At 67.6% G+C, this 21,713-nt stretch carries 20 protein-coding genes; 3 read left to right on the top strand and 17 right to left on the bottom strand.

The genetic code is table 11. From position 1 onward, the window contains the following. Positions 1-33: 33 nt before the first annotated feature. Positions 34-5,784, bottom strand: coding sequence for an excinuclease ABC subunit UvrA (gene uvrA / locus ACTG4X_RS31190; protein ID WP_440534445.1), 5,751 nt, complete (start codon positions 5,782-5,784; stop codon positions 34-36). A 186-nt stretch (positions 5,785-5,970) separates the two neighbouring features. On the opposite strand from uvrA, the gene ACTG4X_RS31195 reads away from it, so the two are divergent. Continuing rightward, positions 5,971-7,083, top strand: coding sequence for an ABC transporter substrate-binding protein (locus tag ACTG4X_RS31195; RefSeq protein WP_093078365.1), 1,113 nt, complete (start codon positions 5,971-5,973; stop codon positions 7,081-7,083). Positions 7,084-7,268: 185 nt separating this feature from the next. After that, entirely contained in the window at positions 7,269-8,381 is a 1,113-nt protein-coding gene (locus ACTG4X_RS31200) for an ABC transporter substrate-binding protein (protein WP_093056730.1), read from the top strand. Positions 8,382-8,390: 9 nt separating this feature from the next. On the opposite strand, the gene ACTG4X_RS31205 is transcribed toward ACTG4X_RS31200, so the two are convergent. The 14 genes from ACTG4X_RS31205 to ACTG4X_RS31270 form a co-directional block, all read right to left on the bottom strand. After that, positions 8,391-8,540 (bottom strand): hypothetical protein, encoded by a 150-nt coding sequence (locus ACTG4X_RS31205; RefSeq protein WP_019656389.1) that lies wholly within the window; start codon positions 8,538-8,540, stop codon positions 8,391-8,393. 119 nt (positions 8,541-8,659) lie between these two features. Further along, entirely contained in the window at positions 8,660-10,354 is a 1,695-nt protein-coding gene (locus ACTG4X_RS31210) for an MFS transporter (protein ID WP_093056731.1), read from the bottom strand. A gap of 172 nt (positions 10,355-10,526) precedes the next feature. Then, on the bottom strand, positions 10,527-11,183 hold the full coding sequence (locus ACTG4X_RS31215) for a 2-hydroxychromene-2-carboxylate isomerase (RefSeq protein ID WP_093078364.1): 657 nt from the start codon (positions 11,181-11,183) through the stop codon (positions 10,527-10,529). Beyond that, positions 11,180-11,446, bottom strand: coding sequence for a DUF1289 domain-containing protein (locus ACTG4X_RS31220; protein WP_093056733.1), 267 nt, complete (start codon positions 11,444-11,446; stop codon positions 11,180-11,182). Before ACTG4X_RS31220 ends, ACTG4X_RS31215 begins: the two co-directional genes overlap by 4 nt. Beyond that, on the bottom strand, positions 11,443-11,931 hold the full coding sequence (locus ACTG4X_RS31225; protein WP_093056785.1) for a YbaK/EbsC family protein: 489 nt from the start codon (positions 11,929-11,931) through the stop codon (positions 11,443-11,445). Before ACTG4X_RS31225 ends, ACTG4X_RS31220 begins: the two co-directional genes overlap by 4 nt. A gap of 65 nt (positions 11,932-11,996) precedes the next feature. After that, the gene (rhtB, locus tag ACTG4X_RS31230; protein WP_093056734.1) at positions 11,997-12,635 is read right to left on the bottom strand and encodes a homoserine/homoserine lactone efflux protein; all 639 of its coding nucleotides are present in this window, start codon (positions 12,633-12,635) and stop codon (positions 11,997-11,999) included. A gap of 3 nt (positions 12,636-12,638) precedes the next feature. Next, complete coding sequence (locus ACTG4X_RS31235; RefSeq protein ID WP_440532793.1) at positions 12,639-13,559, bottom strand: hydroxymethylglutaryl-CoA lyase; 921 nt, start codon at positions 13,557-13,559, stop codon at positions 12,639-12,641. A 138-nt stretch (positions 13,560-13,697) separates the two neighbouring features. Next, positions 13,698-13,991, bottom strand: a complete 294-nt coding sequence (locus ACTG4X_RS31240; protein WP_440532794.1) for an acylphosphatase — start codon at positions 13,989-13,991, stop codon at positions 13,698-13,700. A 16-nt stretch (positions 13,992-14,007) separates the two neighbouring features. After that, complete coding sequence (locus tag ACTG4X_RS31245; RefSeq protein ID WP_097197904.1) at positions 14,008-15,177, bottom strand: acyl-CoA dehydrogenase family protein; 1,170 nt, start codon at positions 15,175-15,177, stop codon at positions 14,008-14,010. After that, a complete protein-coding gene (locus ACTG4X_RS31250; RefSeq protein WP_440532795.1) occupies positions 15,174-16,403 on the bottom strand; it encodes a CaiB/BaiF CoA transferase family protein in 1,230 nt (409 codons plus the stop codon). Before ACTG4X_RS31250 ends, ACTG4X_RS31245 begins: the two co-directional genes overlap by 4 nt. Next, positions 16,400-17,416 carry a Bug family tripartite tricarboxylate transporter substrate binding protein gene (locus ACTG4X_RS31255; RefSeq protein ID WP_093056739.1) on the bottom strand — a complete coding sequence of 339 codons (1,017 nt, stop codon included), beginning with the start codon at positions 17,414-17,416 and terminating at the stop codon, positions 16,400-16,402. The genes ACTG4X_RS31250 and ACTG4X_RS31255 overlap by 4 nt, the downstream gene beginning before the upstream one ends. Positions 17,417-17,444: 28 nt before the next feature. Then, the gene (locus ACTG4X_RS31260) at positions 17,445-17,840 is read right to left on the bottom strand and encodes a cupin domain-containing protein (RefSeq protein WP_093078353.1); all 396 of its coding nucleotides are present in this window, start codon (positions 17,838-17,840) and stop codon (positions 17,445-17,447) included. Continuing rightward, entirely contained in the window at positions 17,837-18,586 is a 750-nt protein-coding gene (locus ACTG4X_RS31265) for an IclR family transcriptional regulator (protein ID WP_093177277.1), read from the bottom strand. Before ACTG4X_RS31265 ends, ACTG4X_RS31260 begins: the two co-directional genes overlap by 4 nt. Positions 18,587-18,675: 89 nt before the next feature. After that, complete coding sequence (locus ACTG4X_RS31270; RefSeq protein ID WP_440532796.1) at positions 18,676-19,596, bottom strand: 2-hydroxyacid dehydrogenase; 921 nt, start codon at positions 19,594-19,596, stop codon at positions 18,676-18,678. A gap of 94 nt (positions 19,597-19,690) precedes the next feature. Here ACTG4X_RS31270 and ACTG4X_RS31275 point away from each other — a divergent pair, with 94 nt between their 5' ends. Then, the gene (locus ACTG4X_RS31275; protein ID WP_093056743.1) at positions 19,691-20,005 is read left to right on the top strand and encodes an EthD family reductase; all 315 of its coding nucleotides are present in this window, start codon (positions 19,691-19,693) and stop codon (positions 20,003-20,005) included. Between the two features lie 15 nt (positions 20,006-20,020). On the opposite strand, the gene yfcF is transcribed toward ACTG4X_RS31275, so the two are convergent. Both yfcF and ACTG4X_RS31285 read right to left on the bottom strand, forming a co-directional pair. Further along, a complete protein-coding gene (gene yfcF / locus ACTG4X_RS31280; protein ID WP_440532797.1) occupies positions 20,021-20,653 on the bottom strand; it encodes a glutathione transferase in 633 nt (210 codons plus the stop codon). Positions 20,654-20,710: 57 nt separating this feature from the next. Then, positions 20,711-21,694 carry a DUF4349 domain-containing protein gene (locus ACTG4X_RS31285; RefSeq protein WP_440532798.1) on the bottom strand — a complete coding sequence of 328 codons (984 nt, stop codon included), beginning with the start codon at positions 21,692-21,694 and terminating at the stop codon, positions 20,711-20,713. Positions 21,695-21,713 lie beyond the last annotated feature (19 nt).

Genomic DNA, 21,713 nt, shown 5'->3' on the forward strand with positions numbered 1-21,713 from the left:
AAGAAGGCGGGGGCAAGCCCCGCCCTGCCCTACCTATCGCGCCAGCACTGGCGCCAAGGCCACGCCGGTGTGCGTGCCGAGCCGCACCACTTCTTCCGGCGGCGCCGCCGCGACGATGCGCCCACCGGCGTTGCCGCCCTCGGGCCCGAGGTCGAGGATCCAGTCGGCCTCGGCGATCAGGTCGAGGTCGTGCTCGATCACCACCACGCTGTGGCCGCCGTTCACCAGCCGGTGCAGCACGTGGATCAGCTTCTCGACGTCGGCCATGTGCAGGCCCACGGTCGGCTCGTCGAGCACGTACAGCGTGTGCGGCGCCTTCTGGCCGCGGCGGGTGATGTCGTCGCGCACCTTGCTCAGCTCGGTCACCAGCTTGATGCGCTGCGCTTCGCCGCCCGACAGCGTGGGCGAGGGTTGCCCCAGCGTGAGGTAGCCGAGCCCCACGTCCTTCAGCAGCTGCAGCGGGTGGGCGATGTTGGGCATGCTGGCGAAGAACTCGACGGCCTCGTCGACTTCCATCTTCAGCACGTCGCCGATGCTCTTGCCGCGCCAGCTCACGGCCAGCGTCTCGGGGTTGAAGCGCGCGCCGTGGCACACCTCGCAGGGCACCTTCACGTCGGGCAGGAAGCTCATCTCGATGGTGCGCACGCCCGCACCGTCGCAACCGGGGCAGCGACCTTCGCCGGTGTTGAAGCTGAAGCGCGCCGGGCCGTAGCCGCGCGCCTTGGCTTCGAGCGTGTCGGCGAAGAGCTTGCGGATGGTGTCCCAGAAGCCGATGTAGGTGGCCGGGCAGCTGCGCGGCGTCTTGCCGATGGGCGTCTGGTCGACTTCGAGCACGCGGTCGATGGTCTCGTAGCCCTCGACCTTGCTGCAGCCGGCCCACGCCGGGCGCTTGCCGGCGGCGTCGGCGTCGCGGCCCGCCTTGGTCATGCGCTGCACCACGATGCCATGCACGTTGGCCAGCAGCACGTCGCGCGCGAGCGTCGACTTGCCCGAGCCGCTGACGCCCGTGACCACCACCAGTCGGTGCAGCGGCAGCGTGGCGGTCACGTCCTGCAGGTTGTGCAGGTCGGCGCCGTGCACGGTGAGCCATTCGCCGTTGTCCGTGGCCTTGGGGTTGGGCGAAGGCACGAGGCGGCGCGCCTGCAGCGGGTGCTTGATGGCATCGCGCAGGTAGCGGCCGGTCTGCGAATCGCCGGCGTTCTGGATGTCGGCCACCGAGCCCTCGGCCACCAGCCGGCCGCCGCGCTTGCCCGCGCTCGGGCCGATGTCGATGATGTGGTCGGCGCGGCGGATGGTGTCTTCGTCGTGCTCCACCACCACCAGCGTGTTGCCCTTGTCGCCGAGCTTGTGCAACGCGTCGAGCAGGATCTGGTTGTCGCGCGCGTGAAGGCCGATGGTCGGCTCGTCGAGCACGTAGCACACGCCCTGCAGGTTGCTGCCGAGCTGCGCCGCCAGGCGGATGCGCTGCGCCTCGCCGCCTGAAAGCGTGGGCGCGCCACGGTCGAGCGTGAGGTAGCCCAGGCCCACTTCTTCGAGGAACTCGAGCCGGCTCTTGATCTCGGGCACGAGATCGCGCGCGATCTCCGCTTCGCGGCCCGTGAGCGTCAGCCCCTCGAACCACTGGCGCACCTCGGTCACGCTCATGCGCGCCAGCTCGGTGATGCCGATGCCGCCCGAGCCGTCAGCCGCGGTGCCGAACCCCACGGCGCGGGCCGTGGCGTTCAGGCGCGTGCCCTCGCAGGTCGGGCAGACCACGTCGGCCAGGTCCTCGACCTCGGGTTCTGCAAAGGTCTGCTCGCGGCCCTTGTTGTCGTCGGCCAGCACGGAGTCGTCGAACACCTTGCGCTGGTCCTTGCTGAGCTTGACACCCGTGCCCACGCAATCGGGGCACCAGCCGTGCTTGCTGTTGTAGCTGAACAGGCGCGGATCGAGCTCGGCGTAGCTGGTGCTGCACACCGGGCAGGCGCGCAGCGTGGAGAACACGTTCACGCGGCCGATGCCGGCGGCGGACACGCCCGCCATCATCGCGGCGCGCAGGCCGTCGAGCTGGCTCAGCACGTGCACAACGCCCTTGCCGTGTTCGAGCGCCTTGGTCAGCGCCTCGCGCAGCTCGGTCTCCTTCGATGGCAGCACGTCGAGGCTGGCCACGGGCAGCTCGATGCTGTGCTCCTTGAAGCGGTCGATGCGCGGGAAGCCGGTGGTCGGCAGGAAGTCGCCGTCCACGCGCAGGTGCGTGAAGCCGCGCGGGCGCGCCCAGTCGGCCAGCTCGGTGTACACGCCCTTGCGGCTGCTCACCAGCGGCGCGAGCAGGCCGATGTGCTGGCCCTTGAAGTTGCGCATGAGCTGCGCGGCGATGCTGTCGGGCGTCTGCGGCTGCACAGCGGCGCCGTCGTGAATGCAGTGCTGGATGCCCAGCTTCACGTACAGCAGCCGCAGGAAGTGCCACACCTCGGTGGTGGTGCCCACCGTGCTCTTGCGGCCGCCACGCGACAGGCGCTGCTCGATGGCCACGGTCGGCGGAATGCCGTACACCGCGTCCACCTCGGGTCTGCCTGCCGGCTGCACGATGCTGCGCGCATAGGCGTTGAGCGATTCGAGGTACCGGCGCTGCCCTTCGTTGAAAAGAATGTCGAAGGCCAGCGTCGACTTGCCCGAGCCGCTCACGCCGGTCACCACGCTGAACTTGCCGCGCGGAATGTCGACGCTGAGGTTCTTCAGGTTGTGCTCGCGCGCGTTGACGATCTCGATCGCGTTGCTGCCCGGCGCCGTCTTCGCATTGGCGATGTAGCGGCGCGCGGCGCGCTCGGCCACCTTGTAGGCGTCGGGGCCGATGGCGAGTTCGTAGTCGGCCAGCGCGGCGCCGGTGAGCGAAGCGCGGTTCTCGCGCAGCTGCTCCGGCGTGCCTTCTGCCACCACCTGGCCACCGCCCTCGCCGCCTTCGGGGCCGAGGTCGATGAGCCAGTCGCTCGCGCGGATCACGTCGAGGTTGTGCTCGATGACGATCAGCGAATGGCCGGCGTCGAGCAGCTTGCGCAGCGCGCGCATCAGCCGCGCGATGTCGTCGAAGTGCAGGCCGGTGGTCGGCTCGTCGAACAGGAAGAGCGTGCCCTTGCGCGCCACCGACTGCTTGCTCGAGGTCGCGTTCTTGGCAGCCTCGGCCAGGAAACCCGCGAGCTTCAGGCGCTGCGCCTCACCGCCGCTCAGCGTGGGCACGGGCTGGCCGAGCTTGACGTAGTCCAGGCCCACGTCGGAAATCGGCTGCAGCACGCGCAGCACGTCGCGGTCGGCCTCGAACACGGTGGCCGCTTCGGCCACGGTGAGGTCGAGCACGTCGGCCACGTTGTAGCTCTTGCCCTTGCGCTCCACGCGCACTTCGAGGATTTCGGGGCGGTAGCGCTTGCCGTCGCAATCGGGGCAGCGCAGGTACACGTCGGACAGGAACTGCATCTCGACGTGCTCGAAACCCGAGCCGCCGCAGGTCGGGCAGCGCCCGTCGCCGGAGTTGAAGCTGAACTTGCTCGCGGTGTAGCCGCGCTGGCGCGACAGCGCCGCGGTGGCGAAGATCTCGCGGATGGCGTCCCACGCGCCCACATAGCTCGCGGGGTTGGAACGCGCGGTCTTGCCGATGGGCGACTGGTCGACGAACACCACGTCGCCCAGGTGGTCGGCGCCGAGCATGCGGTCGTGCGCGCCGGGCGTTTCCGTGGCCTTGCCGAAGTGGCGCATCAGCGCGGGCGCCAGCACGTCCTGGATCAGCGTGGACTTGCCCGAGCCGCTGACGCCGGTAACGCACACCAGGCGCGCCAGCGGGAACTCGACCGCGATGTTCTTCAGGTTGTGCTCGCGCACGCCTTCGAGGATGAGCCGGTGCGTGTTCTCGCTCACGAGCCGCTTGAAGCCCATGCCGATCTTCTTGCGCCCGCCCAGGTACTGGCCGGTGAGCGTGTCGGCGTCGCGCAGCTGGTCGGTGGTGCCGTCGAACACGATCTGCCCGCCGCGCGCGCCGGGGCCCGGGCCCATGTCGATCACGCGGTCGGCGGCGAGCATCACGGCCGGGTCGTGCTCGACCACCACCAGCGTGTTGCCGGCATCGCGCAGGCGCAGCATGGCCTCGGTGATGCGGTTCATGTCGCGCGGGTGCAGGCCGATGCTGGGCTCGTCGAGCACGAAGAGCGTATTGACCAGCGAGGTGCCGAGCGCCGTCGTGAGGTTGATGCGCTGCACTTCGCCGCCGCTCAGCGTGCGGCTCTGGCGGTCGAGCGTGAGGTAGCCGATGCCGACGTCGTGCAGGTAGCGCAGGCGCGTGGTGATTTCTTCGAACAGCAGCTTCAGCGCCTGCGTTTCGCCTTCGCTCACCGTGTGGCCGTTGCCGTGGTGCTCGACGCGGTCGAAGAGCCTGCGCAGCCGCTCGATGGGCAGCAGCATCAGGTCGTGCAGGCACAGGCCCGGCAGGGCTTCGAGCTGCGCGCGCGTCCACTTGGCGCCCGTGGGCATGAAGCGCTTTTCGGGCGGCAGCACGGCGTCGGCGTCTTCCTTGCTGCCGATGCGCCACAGCAGGCTGTCGAGCTTCAGGCGCGCGCCGCTGCAGGTGGGGCATGGCGTGTAGCTGCGGTATTTGGACAAGAGCACGCGGATGTGCATCTTGTAGGCCTTGCTCTCCAGGTAGCCGAAGAAGCGCCGCACGCCGTACCACTGCTTGTTCCAGTTGCCTTCCTTGTAGTTGGGCGTGCCTTCGATCACCCAGTGCTTCTGCTCGTCGGTGAGCTTGTTCCAGGGGGTGTCGCGCGGGATGCCGGCGGTTTCGGCGTGGCGCATGAGGTCGTCCTGCGCTTCCTTCCAGGCGGGCGTCTGGATGGTCTTGATGGCGCCGGCTCGCAGCGTGAGCTTGTCGTTCGGAATCACCAGGCCCAGGTCGACGCCGATCACGCGGCCAAAGCCGCGGCAGGTTTCGCAGGCGCCCACGGCCGAGTTGAACGAGAACATCGACGGGATCGGGTCGGCGTAGCGGATGTCGCTCTCGGGGCAGTGCAGGCCGGTGGAGAACTTCCACACATCGGCCGATGCGTTTTCTTCGGCGCCCGTGGCATGCACCGTGACGCGCCCGCTGCCGCGCTTGAGCGCCACCTCGATGGCCTCGACCACGCGCGAGCGCTCGGTGCTCGATGCGCGGAAGCGGTCGGCCACCACGTCGAGCACCTTGCGCGGCCCGGTGGGCGTGGCCACCTCGCGCTCGGCCTGCACGCGCGTGAAGCCGCTGGCCGACAGCCACTGCGTGACTTCCTCGGCCGTGGTGCTCGCGGGCAGCTCGACCGGAAAGGTGACCACGAGGCGCGGATCGCCCGCCGCGGCGGCGCGCTCGACGATCTGCGCGTAGATGCTGTCGGGCGAATCGTGGCGCACCGGCAGCGCGGTTTCGCGGTCGAACAGGTTGGCCGCGCGCGCGAAGAGCAGCTTCAGGTGGTCGTTCAGCTCGGTCATCGTGCCGACCGTGGAGCGCGAGGAGCGCACCGGGTTGGTCTGGTCGATGGCGATGGCGGGCGGCACGCCCTCCACCTTGTCGACGGCCGGCTTGTCCATGCGGTCCAGGAACTGGCGGGCGTAGGCGGAGAAGGTCTCCACGTAGCGCCGCTGGCCTTCGGCGTAGAGGGTGTCGAAAACGAGGCTGGACTTGCCCGAGCCGCTGGGCCCGGTGACCACCGTCATCTCGCCGGTGCGGATGTCGAGGTCGAGGTTCTGGAGGTTGTGCTGGCGCGCGCCGCGAATCCGGATGGAGCCCTGTGTCATGAGTGCCTTGGGGGGTGGGGCAAACATTCTAGGGAGTGCTCCATGACGGGTTTGCGCATTGCGTCACAAGGTCGGTGGCCGCGCAGGGGTTTGTCCGGATGGAGTTTCAGACACTTTCAGAAACAAATACGACATTTGTTTTCACATGTTTCCGCGCCAGTTCCTGCATTCCCTCGAAAGACTTCCATGACAAAGACGCGCATGCTTTGCGCCGCCGCCCTGCTGGCCCTCAGCGCCGTGGGTGCGTCGGCCCAGATCCTGATCGGCCAGACCACCGGCGTGACCGGCTCGGTGGCCGCGAGCGTGAACGAGACCATCGGCGGCGCGCAGCTGCTGATCGACTCGGTCAACGCCCAGGGCGGCATCCACGGCGAGAAGATCGAAATACTGCGCATGGACGACGGCTTCGACGTGAAGCGCGCCAGCGAAAACGCTCGCGTGCTGATCGAAGACAAGAAGGTGCTGGCGCTGTTCATGAGCCGCGGCACGCCGCATTCGCAGGCCATCATCCCGTGGCTCGACAAGTACGACGTGGCGCTCATCGGCCCCTCCACCGGCGCGATGGTGCTGCACAAGCCGCTGCAGAAGCACGTGTTCAACGTGCGCGCCACCTACCAGCGCGAGGCCGAGAAGGCCGTGCAGCACCTGCTGACCATCGGCCTCACGCGGATCGCGGTGGTGCACGTGACCGACTCGTTCGGCACGGACGCACTCGAAGGCGCGATGACCGGCTTCGCCAAGGGCAAGGCCAAGCCGGTCGTGACCATTCCGGCCGACCGCGACAAGCCCGACTACAAGGTCATCGTGCCGGCCATCAAGGACGCCAATGCGCAGGCCGTGGTGTGGATCGGCTCGGGCGTTGCCGTGGTCGACGGCATCAAGGCGCTGCGCGCGGGCGGCTCGGCGGCGCAGGTGGTCACGCTGTCGAACAACGCCTCCTCGGGCTTCATCAAGCAGCTGGGCGACGCGAGCAAGGGCGTGATCGTGACGCAGGTGTTCCCGAACGAGCGCTCGCTCGGCCAGCCGATGGTGAAGGAAGCCCAGGCACTCGCACAGGCCAAGGGCCAGGCGGAGCTGTCGCCGGCCATGCTCGAAGGCTTCGCCTCGGCCAAGGTGCTGGTGGAGGCGCTGCGCCGCGCGGGCCCCAAGCCCACGCGCGCGAAGATGGTCGCTGCGCTCGAAGGCCTCAAGGGCTACGACCTGGGCGGCGGGCTTGAAGTGAGCTATTCGCCGCAGGACCACAGCGGCATCGACTTCGCGGACCTTTCGATCATCAGCGACGGGCGCTTCAAGCGCTGAGCCCCGCCCCTCGACTACGCCTTTCGAACCAACGGCCCGCCGGCAAAACCGGCGGGCCGTGGGCTCTGGGCATTCTGCAAACCTTGGTTTGACAGGGTTTCCGCGAACTGGCGGCAAGTGACGTTCAGCAACACATTACACACCTGCTGACAGAAGCACTCCGCTTCGTGGAAAGGCTTTGCTCGATGAAAAAGACGTTCACGTCCTGCGCCGTGGCGCTGCTCCTGGCCATGGCGGCCCCGGGCGCATCGGCCCAGATCCTGATCGGCCAGTCGGCCGACCTTTCGGGGCCGGTGGCGGCCAGCGTCAAGGAAACCATCATGGGCTCGCAACTGGTCATCGACCAGGTCAACGCCCAGGGCGGCATCAACGGCGAGCAGATCGAGGTGATCCGCATGGACGACGGCCTCGACGCCAAGCGCTCGCTGGAGAACACGCGCGTGCTCATCGAAGACAAGAAGGTCGTCGCGCTGCTGCTCAACCGCGGCACGCCCAACACGCTCGCGGTGATTCCGCTGCTCGACAAGTACGGCGTGGCGCTGGTCGGCCCTTCGACGGGTGCGATGGCGCTGCACAAGCCGCTGCAGAAGAACATCTTCAACGTGCGCTCGACCTATCAGCGCGAGGCCGAGAAGGCCGTGCAGCACCTGCAGACCACCGGCATCCAGCGCATCGCCGTGGTGCAAGCCGACGACTCCTTCGGCAAGGACGCGATGGAAGGCGCGAACAAGGGCTTCGAGAAAGCGAACCTGAAGCCGGCCGTGGTCGCGCTGGCCGACCGCAACAAGCCCGACTTCGCGGCGATCGTTCCGCAGCTGACCAAGGCCAACGCGCAGGCGGTGCTGTGGATCGGCTCGGGCACTGCCGTGACCGACGGCATCAAGGCGCTGCGCGCCGCGGGCTCGGCGGCGCAGATCATCACGCTGTCGAACAACGCGGCCTCGGGCTTCATCAAGGAACTGGGCTCGGCGAGTGCCGGCGTGATCATCACGCAGGTGCTGCCCTACGAGCGCTCCTTCGGCCACCCGCTCATCAAGGAAGCGCTGGCGCTGGCCAAGGCCAAGGGCCAGAACGACCTGTCGCCCGCGCTGCTCGAAGGCTTCGTCGCCACCAAGGTGATGGTGGAGGCGCTGCGCCGCACGGGCCCGAAGCCCACGCGCGCAAAGCTCATCGCCACGCTCAACAACTTCCAGTACGACGTGGGCGGCGGGCTCGACGTGAGCTACTCGCCGACGGACCACACGGGCATCGACTTCGTAGACCTGTCGATCGTCAGCGACGGCAAATTCAAAAGATAAGGCGGCGCCTTACTTGGGCGCAGCGGCGGGCGCAGGCTCGTGCGTGGTGGTATCGCCACCGTGCTTCTCGCCCGACATGTCGACCTTGTCGCCGGCCTTGGAGATCACGTACAGAGCAATGGCGGCAAAGATGACGAAGCCGACGACGAGTTTCCACATGGGTGTTGTCTCCTGACGAGGTTGATTGATTCGAGGGGTTCAAGAAAAAGGCCTCATGCGGTTGGCATGAAGCCTCTTTGTTGAACGGAGGGCATGGCGCCCTCCTGTGCGAGCGACGCTCAGTCGTTCGCGTAGATGTCCACGTTCTTGGTTTCGCGGATGAAGATCGTGCCCACCACCAGCGTGATGCCGGCAATGATGATCGGATACCAAAGCCCGTTGTACATGTTGCCGGTGGAGGCCACGATGGCGAAGGCCGTGGTCGGCAGCAGGCCACCGAACCAGCCGTTGCCGATGTGGTACGGCAGGCTCATCGAGGTGTAGCGGATGCGCGTGGGGAACAGCTCGACCAGCATCGCGGCGATCGGGCCGTAGACCATGGTCACCAGCAGCACCAGCCAGAACAGCAGCAGCACCGTCATCACCTTGTTGATCTTGGCTGGGTCGGCCTTGGCCGGGTAGCCCGCAACCTTCAGGTCTTCGGCCACGCCCTTCTTGAAGGCAGCGATTTCCTTGGCGGAGTTCTCGTCGAACTTGGAGTTCGCGACGTTGCCGACCGGCGCCTCGACCGACTTGTCGCCGATCTTCACGATGGCCTTCGAACCCGGCGCGCCGGCCACGTTCTCATAGCTCACCGAGTTCTGCACGAGGTAGCGCTTGGCGATGTCGCACGAGCTGCGGAAGTCGATCTCGCGTGCCACCGGATTGCCCTGGAACGAGCAGGTCGCCGGGTCGGCCGTCACCGTGACGGCGGCCGTGGCCTGTGCGCGGGCCAGGTCGGGGTTGGCGGCTTCGGTCAGCATCTTGAAGACCGGGAAGTAGGTGACCACGGCCAGCAGGCAGCCGGCCATGATGATCGGCTTGCGGCCGATCTTGTCCGACAGCGTGCCGAACACCACGAAGAACGGCGTACCGAGCAGCAGCGCGGCGGCGATCATCAGGTTGGCCGTGGTCGCATCGACCTTCAGCTGCGCCGTCAGGAAGAAGAGCGCGTAGAACTGGCCCGAATACCAGACCACCGCCTGGCCTGCGGTGAGGCCGACCAGCGCCAGGATGACGATCTTCAGGTTCTTCCACTCGCCGAACGACTCGGACAGCGGCGCCTTCGAGGTCTTGCCCTCGGCCTTCATCTTCTGGAAGGCCGGCGATTCGCTCAGCGACAGGCGGATCCACACCGAGATGCCCAGCAGCAGGATCGACACCAGGAACGGAATGCGCCAGCCCCAGTCGTTGAACACCGCTTCGCCGAGCCATTCGCGCACGCCCAGGATCACCAGCAGGCTCAGGAACAGGCCGAGCGTTGCCGTGGTCTGGATCCACGAGGTGTAGGCGCCGCGCTTGCCGTGCGGCGAGTGCTCGGCCACGTAAGTGGCGGCACCGCCGTATTCACCGCCGAGCGCCAGGCCCTGCAGCATGCGCAGCGCGATCAGGATCACCGGCGCCGCGACGCCGATGGTCGCGTAGCTGGGCAGCAGGCCGACGATGAAGGTCGACAGGCCCATGATCAGGATCGTGACCAGGAAGGTGTACTTGCGCCCGATCATGTCGCCCAGGCGGCCGAACACGATGGCGCCGAACGGACGCACCAGGAAGCCGGCGGCGAACGCCAGCAGCGCGAAGATGAAGGCCGCGCCCGCATCCAGACCACTGAAGAACTGCTTCGCGATGATCGCGGCCAGCGAACCGTAGAGGTAGAAGTCGTACCACTCGAACACGGTGCCGAGCGAGGAGGCGAAGATGACTTTCTTCTCCTCCGCTGACATGGGCCGGGGGGCCGGATGCGGCACTCCCCTCGAATCTAGTGTGGCTGCCATTGGTCATCTCCTGTGTATGCGTTCGTTGCGGTTCCCGGCATTCGGGACCGTGAGGCATTCTTGGAGGCGCGACTGACCCGAGCCTTGCGCGAAACTGAACCGACGCTTACGGATTAGGGTGAAACCCGCGCAGCGCGTTTCAGCCTGTAAGAAATTCGGCCCTTACCGGGTTTTACCTAGGTGCCTGGTTCTTGCTGCTGCGCAGCAGGGATGGGCGCTGGTCGGCCAAGGTCCATTGCGGGCCGTCGAACCATGCGTCGCCCATCAGATAGGCACGCAGCATCTGGAGGCCGTCGAAGCCCCAGAACAGGCGGCCATCGACCACATAGGCCGGCGTGCCGAACACGCCGAGCTGCAGGGCCTCGTCGGTGTTGCGCTTGAGCAGGGCCTTGCTCTCGTCGCTGTTCGCTTCGCGCTTCGGCTTCAGCTGTGCGGTGAGCGCAGCAAGGCGCGTGGCGTCGCCAGGCTCTTCACCGCCGCGCCACACGTGGCGGAAGACGGTCTCTGCCACAAGGCGGCTGATGCTGCCGTCGTCACTGGTCGACAGCGCGAGCCGCAGGTGGGCCAGCGGGTTGTAAGGATGCGAGGCCGGCATCTCGATCTCGATGCCGTTCGCATGGCCCAGCCAGAGCACGTGGCGATACGTCCAGCTGCGCTTCGACGGAATCTCTGCCGGGCCGAGTTGCCCGTGCTGCTTGAGCAGCGCGCCCAGCAGCACCGGCTTGTACGCCACGCTGTAGTTCAGGCCTTCGAGCGCCTCGGGCAGGTGTTCGAACGCGAGATGCGCGTAGGGCGAGATGAAGTCGAGATAGAAGTCGATGTGCTTCATGCGTGCCTGTCTCCTGTGTCGGCTGGAGCCCGCCAGATGCCGGCCTTGGCCCGCAACTCTATCGCTCGCCACACATGGCGCCGCGTTTCGTCTTCCATCTTGCTCCAGCCCGCGATCTCGGGAATGGTGCGCAGGCAGCCTTCGCAGAAGCCGCTCAGGCGGTCCATGCGGCACACCGACGAGCACGGCGAGGGCACGTCTTGCGCCATGGCCTGCACGGCCACGGCGCGTTCGGCGAGCGTTTCCGCCTCGTCGAAATTCACACCACGTCCGCCACCGGCGCGCCGGTGAGCTTCTCGAGGTCATGCGGGCGCAGCTGGAACACCGCATGCGGATGGCCCGCGGCCGCCCAGATTTCCTCGAAGCGGAACAGCTCGCGGTCGATCAGCACCACGGGCTTGGTCACGTGCCCCACAGGCGAGACGCCGCCGATGGTGAAGCCGGTGCGCGCCTTCACGAAGTCGGCATCGGCGCGGCCGGTCTTGCCGACCAGCGCATCGACCTTCTTCTCGTCCACGCGCTTGTCGCCCGAGGTGATGACCAGCACCGCCACTTCGTCGCTCTTGCGGCGGAAGATGATGCTCTTGGCGATCTGCCCGACGGAGATGCCGAGCGCGTCGGCCGCCTGCTGCGCGGTGCGGCAGGCGTCGTCGAGCATGCGTGGCGAATGGGGGTGGCCGGCGTCCTGCAGCACGCGGGAGACGCGCTGGACGCCTTCGGGGAGGGAGTGGAGTTCAGAGCCGCACATGGACATGGATTCGAATCTATCAGGCACCGTGGTGCCGGGGGAATGAGGAAACGGGTCCGCAGCCTCTACGCGCTGCGCTTGAATGCAAACAGGAATGCGCCCATCGCCATCAGCACGCCGCCGAAGACGCGGTTCTGCGCACGCCGGGCGCGCACGCTGCGAAGCACGCCCTGCAGCCGTGCGGCCAGCCAGGCGTAACCGTGCATCACAGTCACGTCGACCATCACCGTCGTGGCCAGCAGCACCAGCAGCTGCAGCCACAGCGGCCGCGTCGGCTGGATGAACTGCGGCAGCACGGCCGCCATGAAGACGATGCCCTTGGGGTTGGTCACGTTGGTCAGGAAGCCGCGCAGCACGCGCTGCGGCGCCGTGAGGTCGGGCTCGGAGGCCGCCTCCTGCGCGTTGCCGTCGATCTTCGCAACGGGCGCGCGCCACTGGCGCCAGCCCAGCCACAGAAGGTAGCAAGCGCCGACCACTTTGATGACCGTGAACGCGGTGGCCGAGGCGGTGAGCACCGCGCCCACGCCGAGCCCGGCCACCAGCAGGATCACGGCGAGCCCCAGCTGGAGCCCCACGATGGTCGCCGTGGTGCGCCGCACGCCGTAGCTGAGCCCATGGCTCATGCTGAGCACCGCGCCCGAACCGGGCGACACGGCGATGACGCAACTCGCCACCAGGAATGCGAGCCAGACTTGCAGGTCCATGCTTCAACCCGCCCGCTTGGTGCGGATGGCCTTCGAGGCACGCGAGTTCGGCTCGCGGCCCAGCGCCTCGCTGATGTACACGCCCGCGTCGATCAGCCTGTCGAGGTCGATGCCGGTCTCGATGCCCATGCCGTGCAGCATGTAGACCACGTCTTCGGTCGCCACGTTGCCGGTCGCGCCCTTGGCGTACGGGCAGCCGCCCAGGCCGGCCGAGGACGATTGGAAGTTCCACACGCCCATCTCGAGCGCCGCCAGCGTGTTGACCAGCGCCTGCCCGTAAGTGTCGTGAAAGTGGCCGGAAATGGCGTCGACATCGAAGTGCGCCAGCGTGGCCTCCATCGCCGCCTGCACCTTGCGCGGCGTGCCCACGCCGATGGTGTCGGCCACGTCCACGCGCTGCACGCCGATGCCCTTCATCAGCTGCGCGAGGTAGCCGACCTTGGCCGGCGCGATCTCGCCTTCATAGGGGCAGCCCACGGTGCACGACATGGCGCCGCGCACACGGATGCCCTTCTCGAGCGCCGCGGCCACCACGGGCGCAAAGCGCTCGATGCTCTCGGCAATGGAGCAGTTGATGTTCTTCTGGCTGAAGGCCTCACTGGCTGCGCCGAACACCACGATCTCGTCGGGCCACTCTTCGCGCGGCGCGGCGATGGCGGCCTCGAAGCCTTTCATGTTGGGCGTGAGCACCGAATAGCGCACGCCGGGCTCGCGCTTGATGCCGTGCATCACCTCGGCGTTGTCGGCCATCTGCGGCACCCACTTGGGACTGACGAAGCTGGTGACTTCGATCTCCTTGAGCCCCGCGTCCTGCAGGCGGTGCACGAGGCCGATCTTGACCTCAGCGGAAACCGGCTGCTTTTCGTTCTGCAGGCCGTCGCGCGGGCCGACGTCGACGATCTTGACTTTGGTGGGGAGTTTCATGGGATGTCTCTTGTGTCGCGGGAGGATGAGAAACCGCCTTCGATTGTCCGACACATGCAATTGCCCTGCTTGGTACACAAGCCGCGGAAGGTAGCAATGCCCGCCTGCGGGGTTGCAAATGGCGCCAGCCGGCGGGTACTAGGCGGTTTCGCGCTGCTCGAAGCCCTCGGGCACGCCGTGCGTAGCCGCATCGCTCACGTCGACCGCTTCCACGCGCGCACCGTCCGGCCCCTGGTGCGCCCAGCGGATCAACGCATCCACCGCCGCAGCCTCGCCGGCCGCGAGCGCCTCCACGCTGCCGTCGCGCCGGTTGCGCACCCAGCCGCGCACGCCGAGCCGCTTCGCCGCCTGCACCATCGACCAGCGGTAGCCCACGCCCTGCACGCGGCCGCGGATGCCGAGGTGGCGGGTGACGATGGCGTCGTTGTTCATGGCGTGGTGGTGCAGATCAGTACGACTTGGGCAGCCCGAGCGCCTTCTCGGCGATGAAGTTCAGGATCATCTGCGGACTCACGGGTGCAATGCGCGGAATGTAGCTCTCGCGCAGCAGGCGCTCAACGTGATATTCCTTCGCATAGCCCATGCCGCCCAGCGTGAGCACTGCGTTCTGGCAGGCGTCGTGAGCAGCTTCTGCCGCGAGGTACTTGGCGGCATTGGCTTCGATGCCGCAGGGCTCGCCGGCGTCGTACAGCGTGGCGGCCTTGAGCATCATCAGATCTGCCGCTTCCAGGTTGGCCCACGCACGCGCCAGCGGATGCGCCACGCCCTGGTTCTGGCCGATCGGCCGGCCGAACACGACGCGCTCCTGCGCGTACTGCGAGGCGATGCGCAGCGCCGCGCGGCCGATGCCGATGGCTTCCGCCGCGATCAATATGCGCTCGGGGTTGAGGCCGTGCAGGATGTATTCGAAGCCGCGCCCTTCCTCGCCGATGCGGTCTTCTTCCGGCACTTCGAGCCCGTCGATGAAAAGCATGTTCGAGTCCACCGCCGCACGGCCCAGCTTGTGGATCTCGCGCACCTCGACCTTGCTGCGGTCCAGCGGCGTGTAGAACAGCGTGAGGCCCTGCGTGGGCTTTTTCACCTGGTCGAGCGGCGTGGTGCGCGTGAGGATCAGCATGCGGTCGGCCACCTGCGCGGTCGATATCCAGATCTTGCGGCCGTGCAGCAGGTAGCCGCCATCCGGCTGGCGCACCGCCTGCGTCTTGAGGCTGGTGGTGTCGAGCCCCGCGTCGGGCTCGGTCACGGCGAAGCAGGCTTTCTCCTTGCCGGCGATCAGCGGCGGCAGGAAGCGCTGGCGCTGCTCCTCGCTGCCGAACACCACCACCGGGTTGAGCCCGAAAATGTTCATGTGCACCGACGACGCGCCCGACATACCCGCGCCCGAGGCACTGATGGCGCGCATCATCAGCGCCGCCTCGGTGATGCCGAGCCCCGCGCCGCCCTGCGCCTCGGGCATGGCGATGCCGAGCCAGCCGCTCTCGGCCACGGCGCGGTGGAACTCGTGCGGGAACACGGCACGGTCGTCGTGGTCGCGCCAGTAGTCGGCGGGAAAGTCTTCGCAAAGGCGTTCGATGGCCGCGACGAGCGAGCGCTGGTCTTCGTTCAGGGAGAAATTCATTCTTCGCCGTCTTTCTTCAATGGGTCCGGTTGCAGCGTGACGCCGCGTTCAAGCATGCGTTCGATGGCCTCGTCGCCGTAGCCCGCTTCGCGCAGCAACTCCACGCTCTGCTCGCCGATGCGCGGCGTGGGGCGGCGGATGGCGGTGGGCGTTGCGCTGTAGCGACCGACCGGCGCGAGGGTGCGGATGCGGCCCTCGGTCGGATGGTCGAGCTCGGGGTAGAAACCGACGGCGCGCAGGTGCGGGTCGTCGAGCAGGCTGTCGGTGCTGTGCAGCCGCGCGACGGGAATGTCCGCGGCATCGAGCGCGGCAAACCATTCGTCGCTGGTGCGCGTGGCCATCACCTCGGCCACGAAGGCATAGACCGCGCCGATGTTCGCGGCGCGCGCGGTGTGCGTGCCGAACATCGGCGAGCTGCGCAGCTCGGGCCGGCCGATCACGTCGAAGAAGGCCTGCCAGTGCTTGTCGTTGTAGATGAGCACGCTGAGGTAGCCGTCGGCCGTGGCGTAGGGCTTGCGATGCGGTGCGAGCAGGCGCGCATAGCCGGTGGGACCGAGCGGCGGCTCGAAGCTGTGGCCGCCGAGGTGGTCGCCCATGACGAACTGCGACAGGGCTTCGAACATGGGCACTTCGACGGCCTGGCCCTTGCCGGTGCGCTGGGCATGCAGCACGGCGGCGAGCAATGCGATGGCGGCTTGCAGGCCGACGGCGCGGTCGGCCAGCGTGACGGGTGCGTAGCGCGGCGCGCCGCCGCTTTGCTGCGCGAACAGCGAGGCAACGCCTGCTGCACCTTGGATGAGGTCGTCGTAGGCGGGCTTGCCGGCATAGGGCCCCTGCTCGCCATAGCCGAAGGCGCCGAGGTAGACGATCTTCGGGTTGACCGCGGCCACGGCTTCATAGCCAAGCCCGAGCCGCGCCATCGCCTGCGGCCGCGTGTTGTAGATCAGCGCATCGCACCCCGCCGCCAGCTTCAGGCAGGCCTCGCGCCCCTCGGGCTGCTTGAGGTCGAGCACGATGGAACGCTTGTTGCGGTTGAGGTGCATCGCCATCGCGCCCATGCCCGGGTGGCGCATCGGGCCGACGGCACGCAGGTTGTCGCCGCCGGGCGGCTCGACCTTGATGATGTCGGCGCCAAGGTCGCCGAGCGTCTGCGTTGCATACGGCCCCATCACCACGGCCGTGAGGTCGAGGATGCGGATGCCCTCCAGAGGTCCGGTCGCACTCATTCGGGCTGGATCCCCGCGGCCTGGATCAGCTTCTTCCACTTCGCAAGCTCCGACACGGTGAACGCGCCCAGCTCTTCCGGCGTGCTGCCGAAGGCATCGAAGCCCAGCTTCGCCACACGCTCCCGGAAGGCCGCGCCGTTGGCCATCTCGGACAGCGCCTTGTTGAGCTTCAGCACGATGTCGCGCGGCGTGCCGGCCGGTGCGAACACGCCGTTCCACGAAGTGATGTCGAAGCCTTTCAGCTCCGGCGTGTCGGCCAGCGGCGGCAGCTCGGGAAAGAGCTTGGTGCGCTCCTGCGTGGTGACGGCAATCGCGCGCATCTTGCCGGCCTTCACCGTGGCAAGGCCCGCGGCGAGGTCGACCACCATCATCGACACCTGCCCGCCGATCAGGTCGGCAATTGCAGGCGGCGTGCTCTTGTAGGGCACGTGCAGCATCGGCACGCCGCTCATGCGCGACAGCGTGGCGCCGCTCACGATGCCGGTGCTGTTGCCGCTCGCATAGGTCAGCTTGCCGGGGTGCGCACGGCCCCAGGCCAGCAGCTCGGCCACGCTTTTGACGGGCAGGTCGTTGTTGACCACCAGCATGAACGGCAGGTTGCCCATGCGGCTGACGGGCGCGAAGTCTTTCACCGGGTCGTAGGGCAGCGACTTCATCAGGCTCGGGTTTGCCGAGTGCGTGGTGTTGGTCGTCATGAACAGCGTGTAGCCATCAGGCGGTGCCTTGGCGACGAACTCGGCCGCGATCACGCCGTTGGCGCCGGCCTTGTTGTCGACGATGACCGAAGCCTTGAGCGCCTCGCCGAGCATCTGCCCGGTGATGCGCGCCACTGCATCGGTGCCGCTGCCGGCCGCGAAGGGCACGACGAGCCTGATCGGCTGCTTCGGGTAGCCGTCCTGCGCGAAGGCCCATGGCACGGTGCCGGCAAGCCCCGCGGCCGCGCCGATGGAAATGAAACGGCGGCGGTTCGCCACCGCGACCGTTTGACCTGTCGCGTTCTTCGTCGTCTGCATGTGGTTTGTCTCCGGTTGTTGTGTCGGTTCAGGGCCGGATCACGCGCTCCGGCGATTCCTCGTACGGCGGGCTGTAGATCACCAGCACGCGCACCGGCTCGTCGCTCACCACCGTGAAGGTGTGCATCGCGTCGGCCGGAAAAAAGCAGCTGTCACCGGGGTGAAGCTCCTGCCGCTGGCCGCCCACCTCGGCGACCGCGCGGCCTTCGAGCATGTAGCAGACCTGCTCGATGCCCGGGTGCGCATGCGGCAGCGCGCCCTTGCCCTTCTGGATGTGGCCGACCAGCACTTCGAGCTGCCTGGCGCCCACGGTCTCGGGGCCGATCAGGCGCTTGTTCAGCGTGCCGGTGTGGTTGGCGGGGTGGTAGCCGGCGATCTCGTCCTCGCGGATGAAGTAGCGTGGGGCAGCGGTCGTTGCAGTCATCGGGGGCTTTCTGTCTTGGGTTCGATGGCGAGGCAGGCCGAGCGCAGCATTGCGGCGATCTCCTCGATGCGCGCCTCCATGCGGTAGCGCGGGCCTGCAACCGAGATGGCATAGGCTTCGCCGCCGATGCGCAGCGGCCAGGCCAGGCCGATCAGGTCGGGAATGCTTTCGCCGAGGTTGCCGTACCAGCCGCGCGCAGCGGAGCGCTGCAGCTCGGCCTCGATGGCGTCTGCGGTAGTGAGCGTGGCCTCGGTCAGCGGCGCGAGCGTCATGCCGCCCAGCAGCTTGCGGCGCGCTTCGGCGTCGAGCGTGGACAGCAGCGCGCGGCCCAGCGAATTGGCGTAGGCCGGGCGCGTTTCGCCCGATTCGGCCGTGTAGCGGATGCTCTGCGGCGCGCTCAGCACCTCCAGGTAGACCACCAGGCCCGCATCGCGGAACTTGGCGAAGACCACCGTCTCGCGCGCGGCGTCGCGCAGTTCCTCGAGCGTGGCCTTCACCCGGTCGAGCACCGGGTCGTGGGCGGCGATGACCTGCGCCATCGCAAGCAGCCGGCCCGTCGGGTAGTAGCCCTGGCGGCGGCCGGTCTCGTACATGTAGCCCTGCTCTTCGAGCGTGCGGATCAGGCCCAGGCAGCTCGACACCGGCATGTCGAGCAGGCGCGCCATCTCGGACAACGCCAGCGGCTGCTTCTCGCGGGCAAAGAGCTCGACGATCTCGATCACCCGAAACGCGGTTTTCACAGTCATGAAAAGATTTTCATACTTGTGAAAAACTTGCGCTTCGGGGTTTCCCCTGCCCGCACCCTATTCCGGCGGGCCTGACGCAGCTTGTGCCGTCAGTAGCCGCGCGCGGGATCGACCACGCCGGCGACCGGCAGGCCCCGCTCCATCGCGCGGATCTTCCCGGCGATCTGGGTGATGGACTCCTCGCGCAGCGTGCGCGCCGAGCCGTGCGGTGTCACGGTGATCTTGGGATGCCGCCAGAAGGCATGCTCGGCCGGCAGCGGCTCGACCTGGAACACATCGAGCGTCGCGCCCGCGAGTTGGCCCGCGTCGAGCATCGGAATGAGGTCGTCCTCCACCAGATGGCCACCGCGCGCGATGCTGATGAGATAGCCCTCGGGCCGCAGCTTGCCCAGCGTGTTGCGATTGAGGATGCCGCGCGTCGCCTCGGTCAGCGGCAGCAGGTTGACCAGCACGCGCGTGGACGACAGGAACTCGTCGAACTGCGCCTCGCCGCTGAACACGCGCACGCCGTCGATCTCTTTTGGCGAACGGCTCCAGCCCAGCACCGGAAACTCGAACTGCGCCACGGCCTTGGCCACGCGCTCGCCGAGCACGCCCAGGCCCATGATGCCGACCGGGAAGTCGCGCCGCAGCTTCGGCTTGCGGTAGCTCCACTTGCCTTCGCGTGCATCGGCCTCGTAGGCGTCGAACTCGCGGAAATGGCGAATGAGCGTGTGGCAGACGTACTCGGCCATCTGCACCGACATGCCCGCGTCGTCGAGCCGCACGATGCGCGTGTGCGCCGGCACCTTGAGCTTGAGCAGCGCGTCGACGCCCGCGCCGATGTTGAAGATGCCGCGCAGCTTGGGCTGCTCATCGAGAAACTCCTGCGGCGGCGCCCAGACCACGGCATGGTCGGCCTGCGGCGCGCCGGGCTTCCATGCTTCGATGACGGCGTCGGGGAGTTCGGCCTTCAGGCCTTCGATCCAGGGGTCTGGGCGGTTGTCGGTGAGGTAGACGGTGATTCGCATGGGCACGCATCTTAGGTCGCGCCCGCGTCGCCCTCGGCTTGTGCGGGCACTGGCCATCTCCTATCCTCGAACGCTCACCTCAGGAGACCCCTACATGATCAAATTCAGCGTGATGTATCCCCACGCCCCCGGCGCACGGTTCGATCACGACTACTACCGCGAAAAACACATGCCCCTGATCAAGGCCCGCATGGGCGATGCATGCCTCTCGTACACCATCGACAAGGGCCTTACCGGCGGCGCACCGGACTCCGCGCCCACCTATGTCGCCATGTGCCACGTGTTCGCCGAATCGGTCGAGGCCTTCCAGAATGCCTTCGGACCGCATGCGAAGGAGATCAGGGGCGACGTGAAGAACTACACCGACATCGCGCCGGTGATACAGATCAGCGAAGTGGTGGTGGGCTGACGGGCCGCCTCGCCCTCAGCGCAGCGGCCGCTCCAGCGCCACCCAGCTCTGGACGGACGGCCGCTGCCACTGCCGGTCCGCGTACGACGCCAGCTGCTGCGGCACGGCGTCTCCGTTCATGACCAGGCGATTCAGCATCAGCGCCAGGTCGACGTCGGCGATGGACCACTCGCCGAACAGGTTCTCCGCGTCATCGGGAAGCAGCGCCTGCGCCACCTGGAAGAGCGTCTTCGCCGACTGGTGCGCCACCGCCGACAGCGGCGCGCTCGCCGGGCCGTAGAAGATCACCTCGGTCGAGCGCTCCTGGCGGATCGGCATCAGGTCGCTGCGAAGCCAGGCCTGCAGCTGGCGCGCGCGGGCTCGGGCACGCGGCTCGGCCGGGTACAGCGCCGTTCCCTGTGCGAAGGTCTCGTCGATGTACTCGGTGATCGCGGACGACTCCGACAGGGAGAAGTTGCCGTGCACCAGCGTCGGCACGCGCTGCGTCAGCGAGAGCTGCGAGAAGCCGGCCGCCCTGTGCTCCAGCGCCCCAAGGTCGACGGGGGACAAGTCGAAGTCCAGCTGCTTTTCATGTAGCGCCACGAACACCGACATGGCATAGGGGCTGGTGAACTGGGCATCCACGTAGAGACGTAGCGGATCCGGCATCGAGAAAGGCTCCTGCGTAAGAAAAAGGGCCTCAAACCGACCCTCCCGCGATCTTACTTACTTGGCTTCCCTGGCTGTGGCGCGGCGACGACGCCACAGCACGCGCACCAGCCATCCCATCGGCAGCACCACCAGCACCAGCCACGGCAGCACCGCCGCGATGAAGGTGATCAGCGAGCCCACGCTTTCCGCCAGCACCGAGCCCGCGTTACGCAGCGCATGCCCCATCGGGCTGTACCCATCGCTGCCACTCACCAGCGCGCGCCTGGGCGTGAACTGGATCTGGATGTGCTGCTTGCTGGTCTGCTGCGCCAGCACCTTGCGCTGCGTGGCGATGGCGTCGAGCTCGGCCTGCGTGTCCGACAGCGTGCGCTGGATGGCCAGCAGGTCGGCCATGGTGCGCTTGGTGACGGTGTCGCGCAGCATCGTGCGCAGGCTGTCGCGGAACTCGGTGCGGTTCCTGATGCGGGCCTCGACGTCGATCACCTCGGCGGTCTTGTCCTCGCTGGTGGTGGTGTGCGAGACCACGTTCGCCACGCCGGCCAGGCCGCCGAGCAGCTTGTCGACATCGGCGGGTTCCACGCGCATCTCGAGCATGGCGCTGCCGGGCTGTTGCGGCGTCTCGCGCAACAGGGAAGACGACAGCAGCTCGCACTTCAGCGAACCGCACAGGTCGCGCACCTTGCCCCAGGCATCGGCCAGCTGCTCGGCCGGCACCTCGACGTTCAAGTCCTGCCGCACGGCCAGGAAGCGCTGCAGCGGCGTGTTGTCCTGCGACTGGTCGGTGGCCGACGGTGCCGAGGCCGGTTCCGCGGAACGCATCCGCGCCTCCTTCCTCATGGCCATGCCACCGGCATAGCCAGCTGCAGCCTGCATGGGCGCGGGCGGCGGCGAGGCCGGCTCGGCAAGCGCGGCAGTCTCGTTGTTCCTGCGGTCGCAACCGGCAAGCGACAGCGCGGCCGCCAGGGCCAGCAGGACGATGCCCGCGCGGTGGCGGGCAAAGATGAAACGGGGCGAACCGGAAGGCGTGCGATAGGTCATGGAGAGTTCCCTTGAATGA

Origin of the sequence: Variovorax sp. YR566, from assembly GCF_051992195.1 — a bacterium.
GTDB lineage: Bacteria > Pseudomonadota > Gammaproteobacteria > Burkholderiales > Burkholderiaceae_C > Variovorax.

Coding starts and splice junctions, on each gene's coding strand:
- uvrA (WP_440534445.1), bottom strand. CDS start 5,784: ATGACACAGGGCTCCATCCGGATTCGCGGCGCGCGCCAGCACAACCTC.
- ACTG4X_RS31195 (WP_093078365.1), top strand. CDS start 5,971: ATGACAAAGACGCGCATGCTTTGCGCCGCCGCCCTGCTGGCCCTCAGC.
- ACTG4X_RS31200 (WP_093056730.1), top strand. CDS start 7,269: ATGAAAAAGACGTTCACGTCCTGCGCCGTGGCGCTGCTCCTGGCCATG.
- ACTG4X_RS31205 (WP_019656389.1), bottom strand. CDS start 8,540: ATGTGGAAACTCGTCGTCGGCTTCGTCATCTTTGCCGCCATTGCTCTG.
- ACTG4X_RS31210 (WP_093056731.1), bottom strand. CDS start 10,354: ATGGCAGCCACACTAGATTCGAGGGGAGTGCCGCATCCGGCCCCCCGG.
- ACTG4X_RS31215 (WP_093078364.1), bottom strand. CDS start 11,183: ATGAAGCACATCGACTTCTATCTCGACTTCATCTCGCCCTACGCGCAT.
- ACTG4X_RS31225 (WP_093056785.1), bottom strand. CDS start 11,931: ATGTGCGGCTCTGAACTCCACTCCCTCCCCGAAGGCGTCCAGCGCGTC.
- rhtB (WP_093056734.1), bottom strand. CDS start 12,635: ATGGACCTGCAAGTCTGGCTCGCATTCCTGGTGGCGAGTTGCGTCATC.
- ACTG4X_RS31235 (WP_440532793.1), bottom strand. CDS start 13,559: ATGAAACTCCCCACCAAAGTCAAGATCGTCGACGTCGGCCCGCGCGAC.
- ACTG4X_RS31240 (WP_440532794.1), bottom strand. CDS start 13,991: ATGAACAACGACGCCATCGTCACCCGCCACCTCGGCATCCGCGGCCGC.
- ACTG4X_RS31245 (WP_097197904.1), bottom strand. CDS start 15,177: ATGAATTTCTCCCTGAACGAAGACCAGCGCTCGCTCGTCGCGGCCATC.
- ACTG4X_RS31250 (WP_440532795.1), bottom strand. CDS start 16,403: ATGAGTGCGACCGGACCTCTGGAGGGCATCCGCATCCTCGACCTCACG.
- ACTG4X_RS31255 (WP_093056739.1), bottom strand. CDS start 17,416: ATGCAGACGACGAAGAACGCGACAGGTCAAACGGTCGCGGTGGCGAAC.
- ACTG4X_RS31260 (WP_093078353.1), bottom strand. CDS start 17,840: ATGACTGCAACGACCGCTGCCCCACGCTACTTCATCCGCGAGGACGAG.
- ACTG4X_RS31265 (WP_093177277.1), bottom strand. CDS start 18,586: ATGACTGTGAAAACCGCGTTTCGGGTGATCGAGATCGTCGAGCTCTTT.
- ACTG4X_RS31270 (WP_440532796.1), bottom strand. CDS start 19,596: ATGCGAATCACCGTCTACCTCACCGACAACCGCCCAGACCCCTGGATC.
- ACTG4X_RS31275 (WP_093056743.1), top strand. CDS start 19,691: ATGATCAAATTCAGCGTGATGTATCCCCACGCCCCCGGCGCACGGTTC.
- yfcF (WP_440532797.1), bottom strand. CDS start 20,653: ATGCCGGATCCGCTACGTCTCTACGTGGATGCCCAGTTCACCAGCCCC.
- ACTG4X_RS31285 (WP_440532798.1), bottom strand. CDS start 21,694: ATGACCTATCGCACGCCTTCCGGTTCGCCCCGTTTCATCTTTGCCCGC.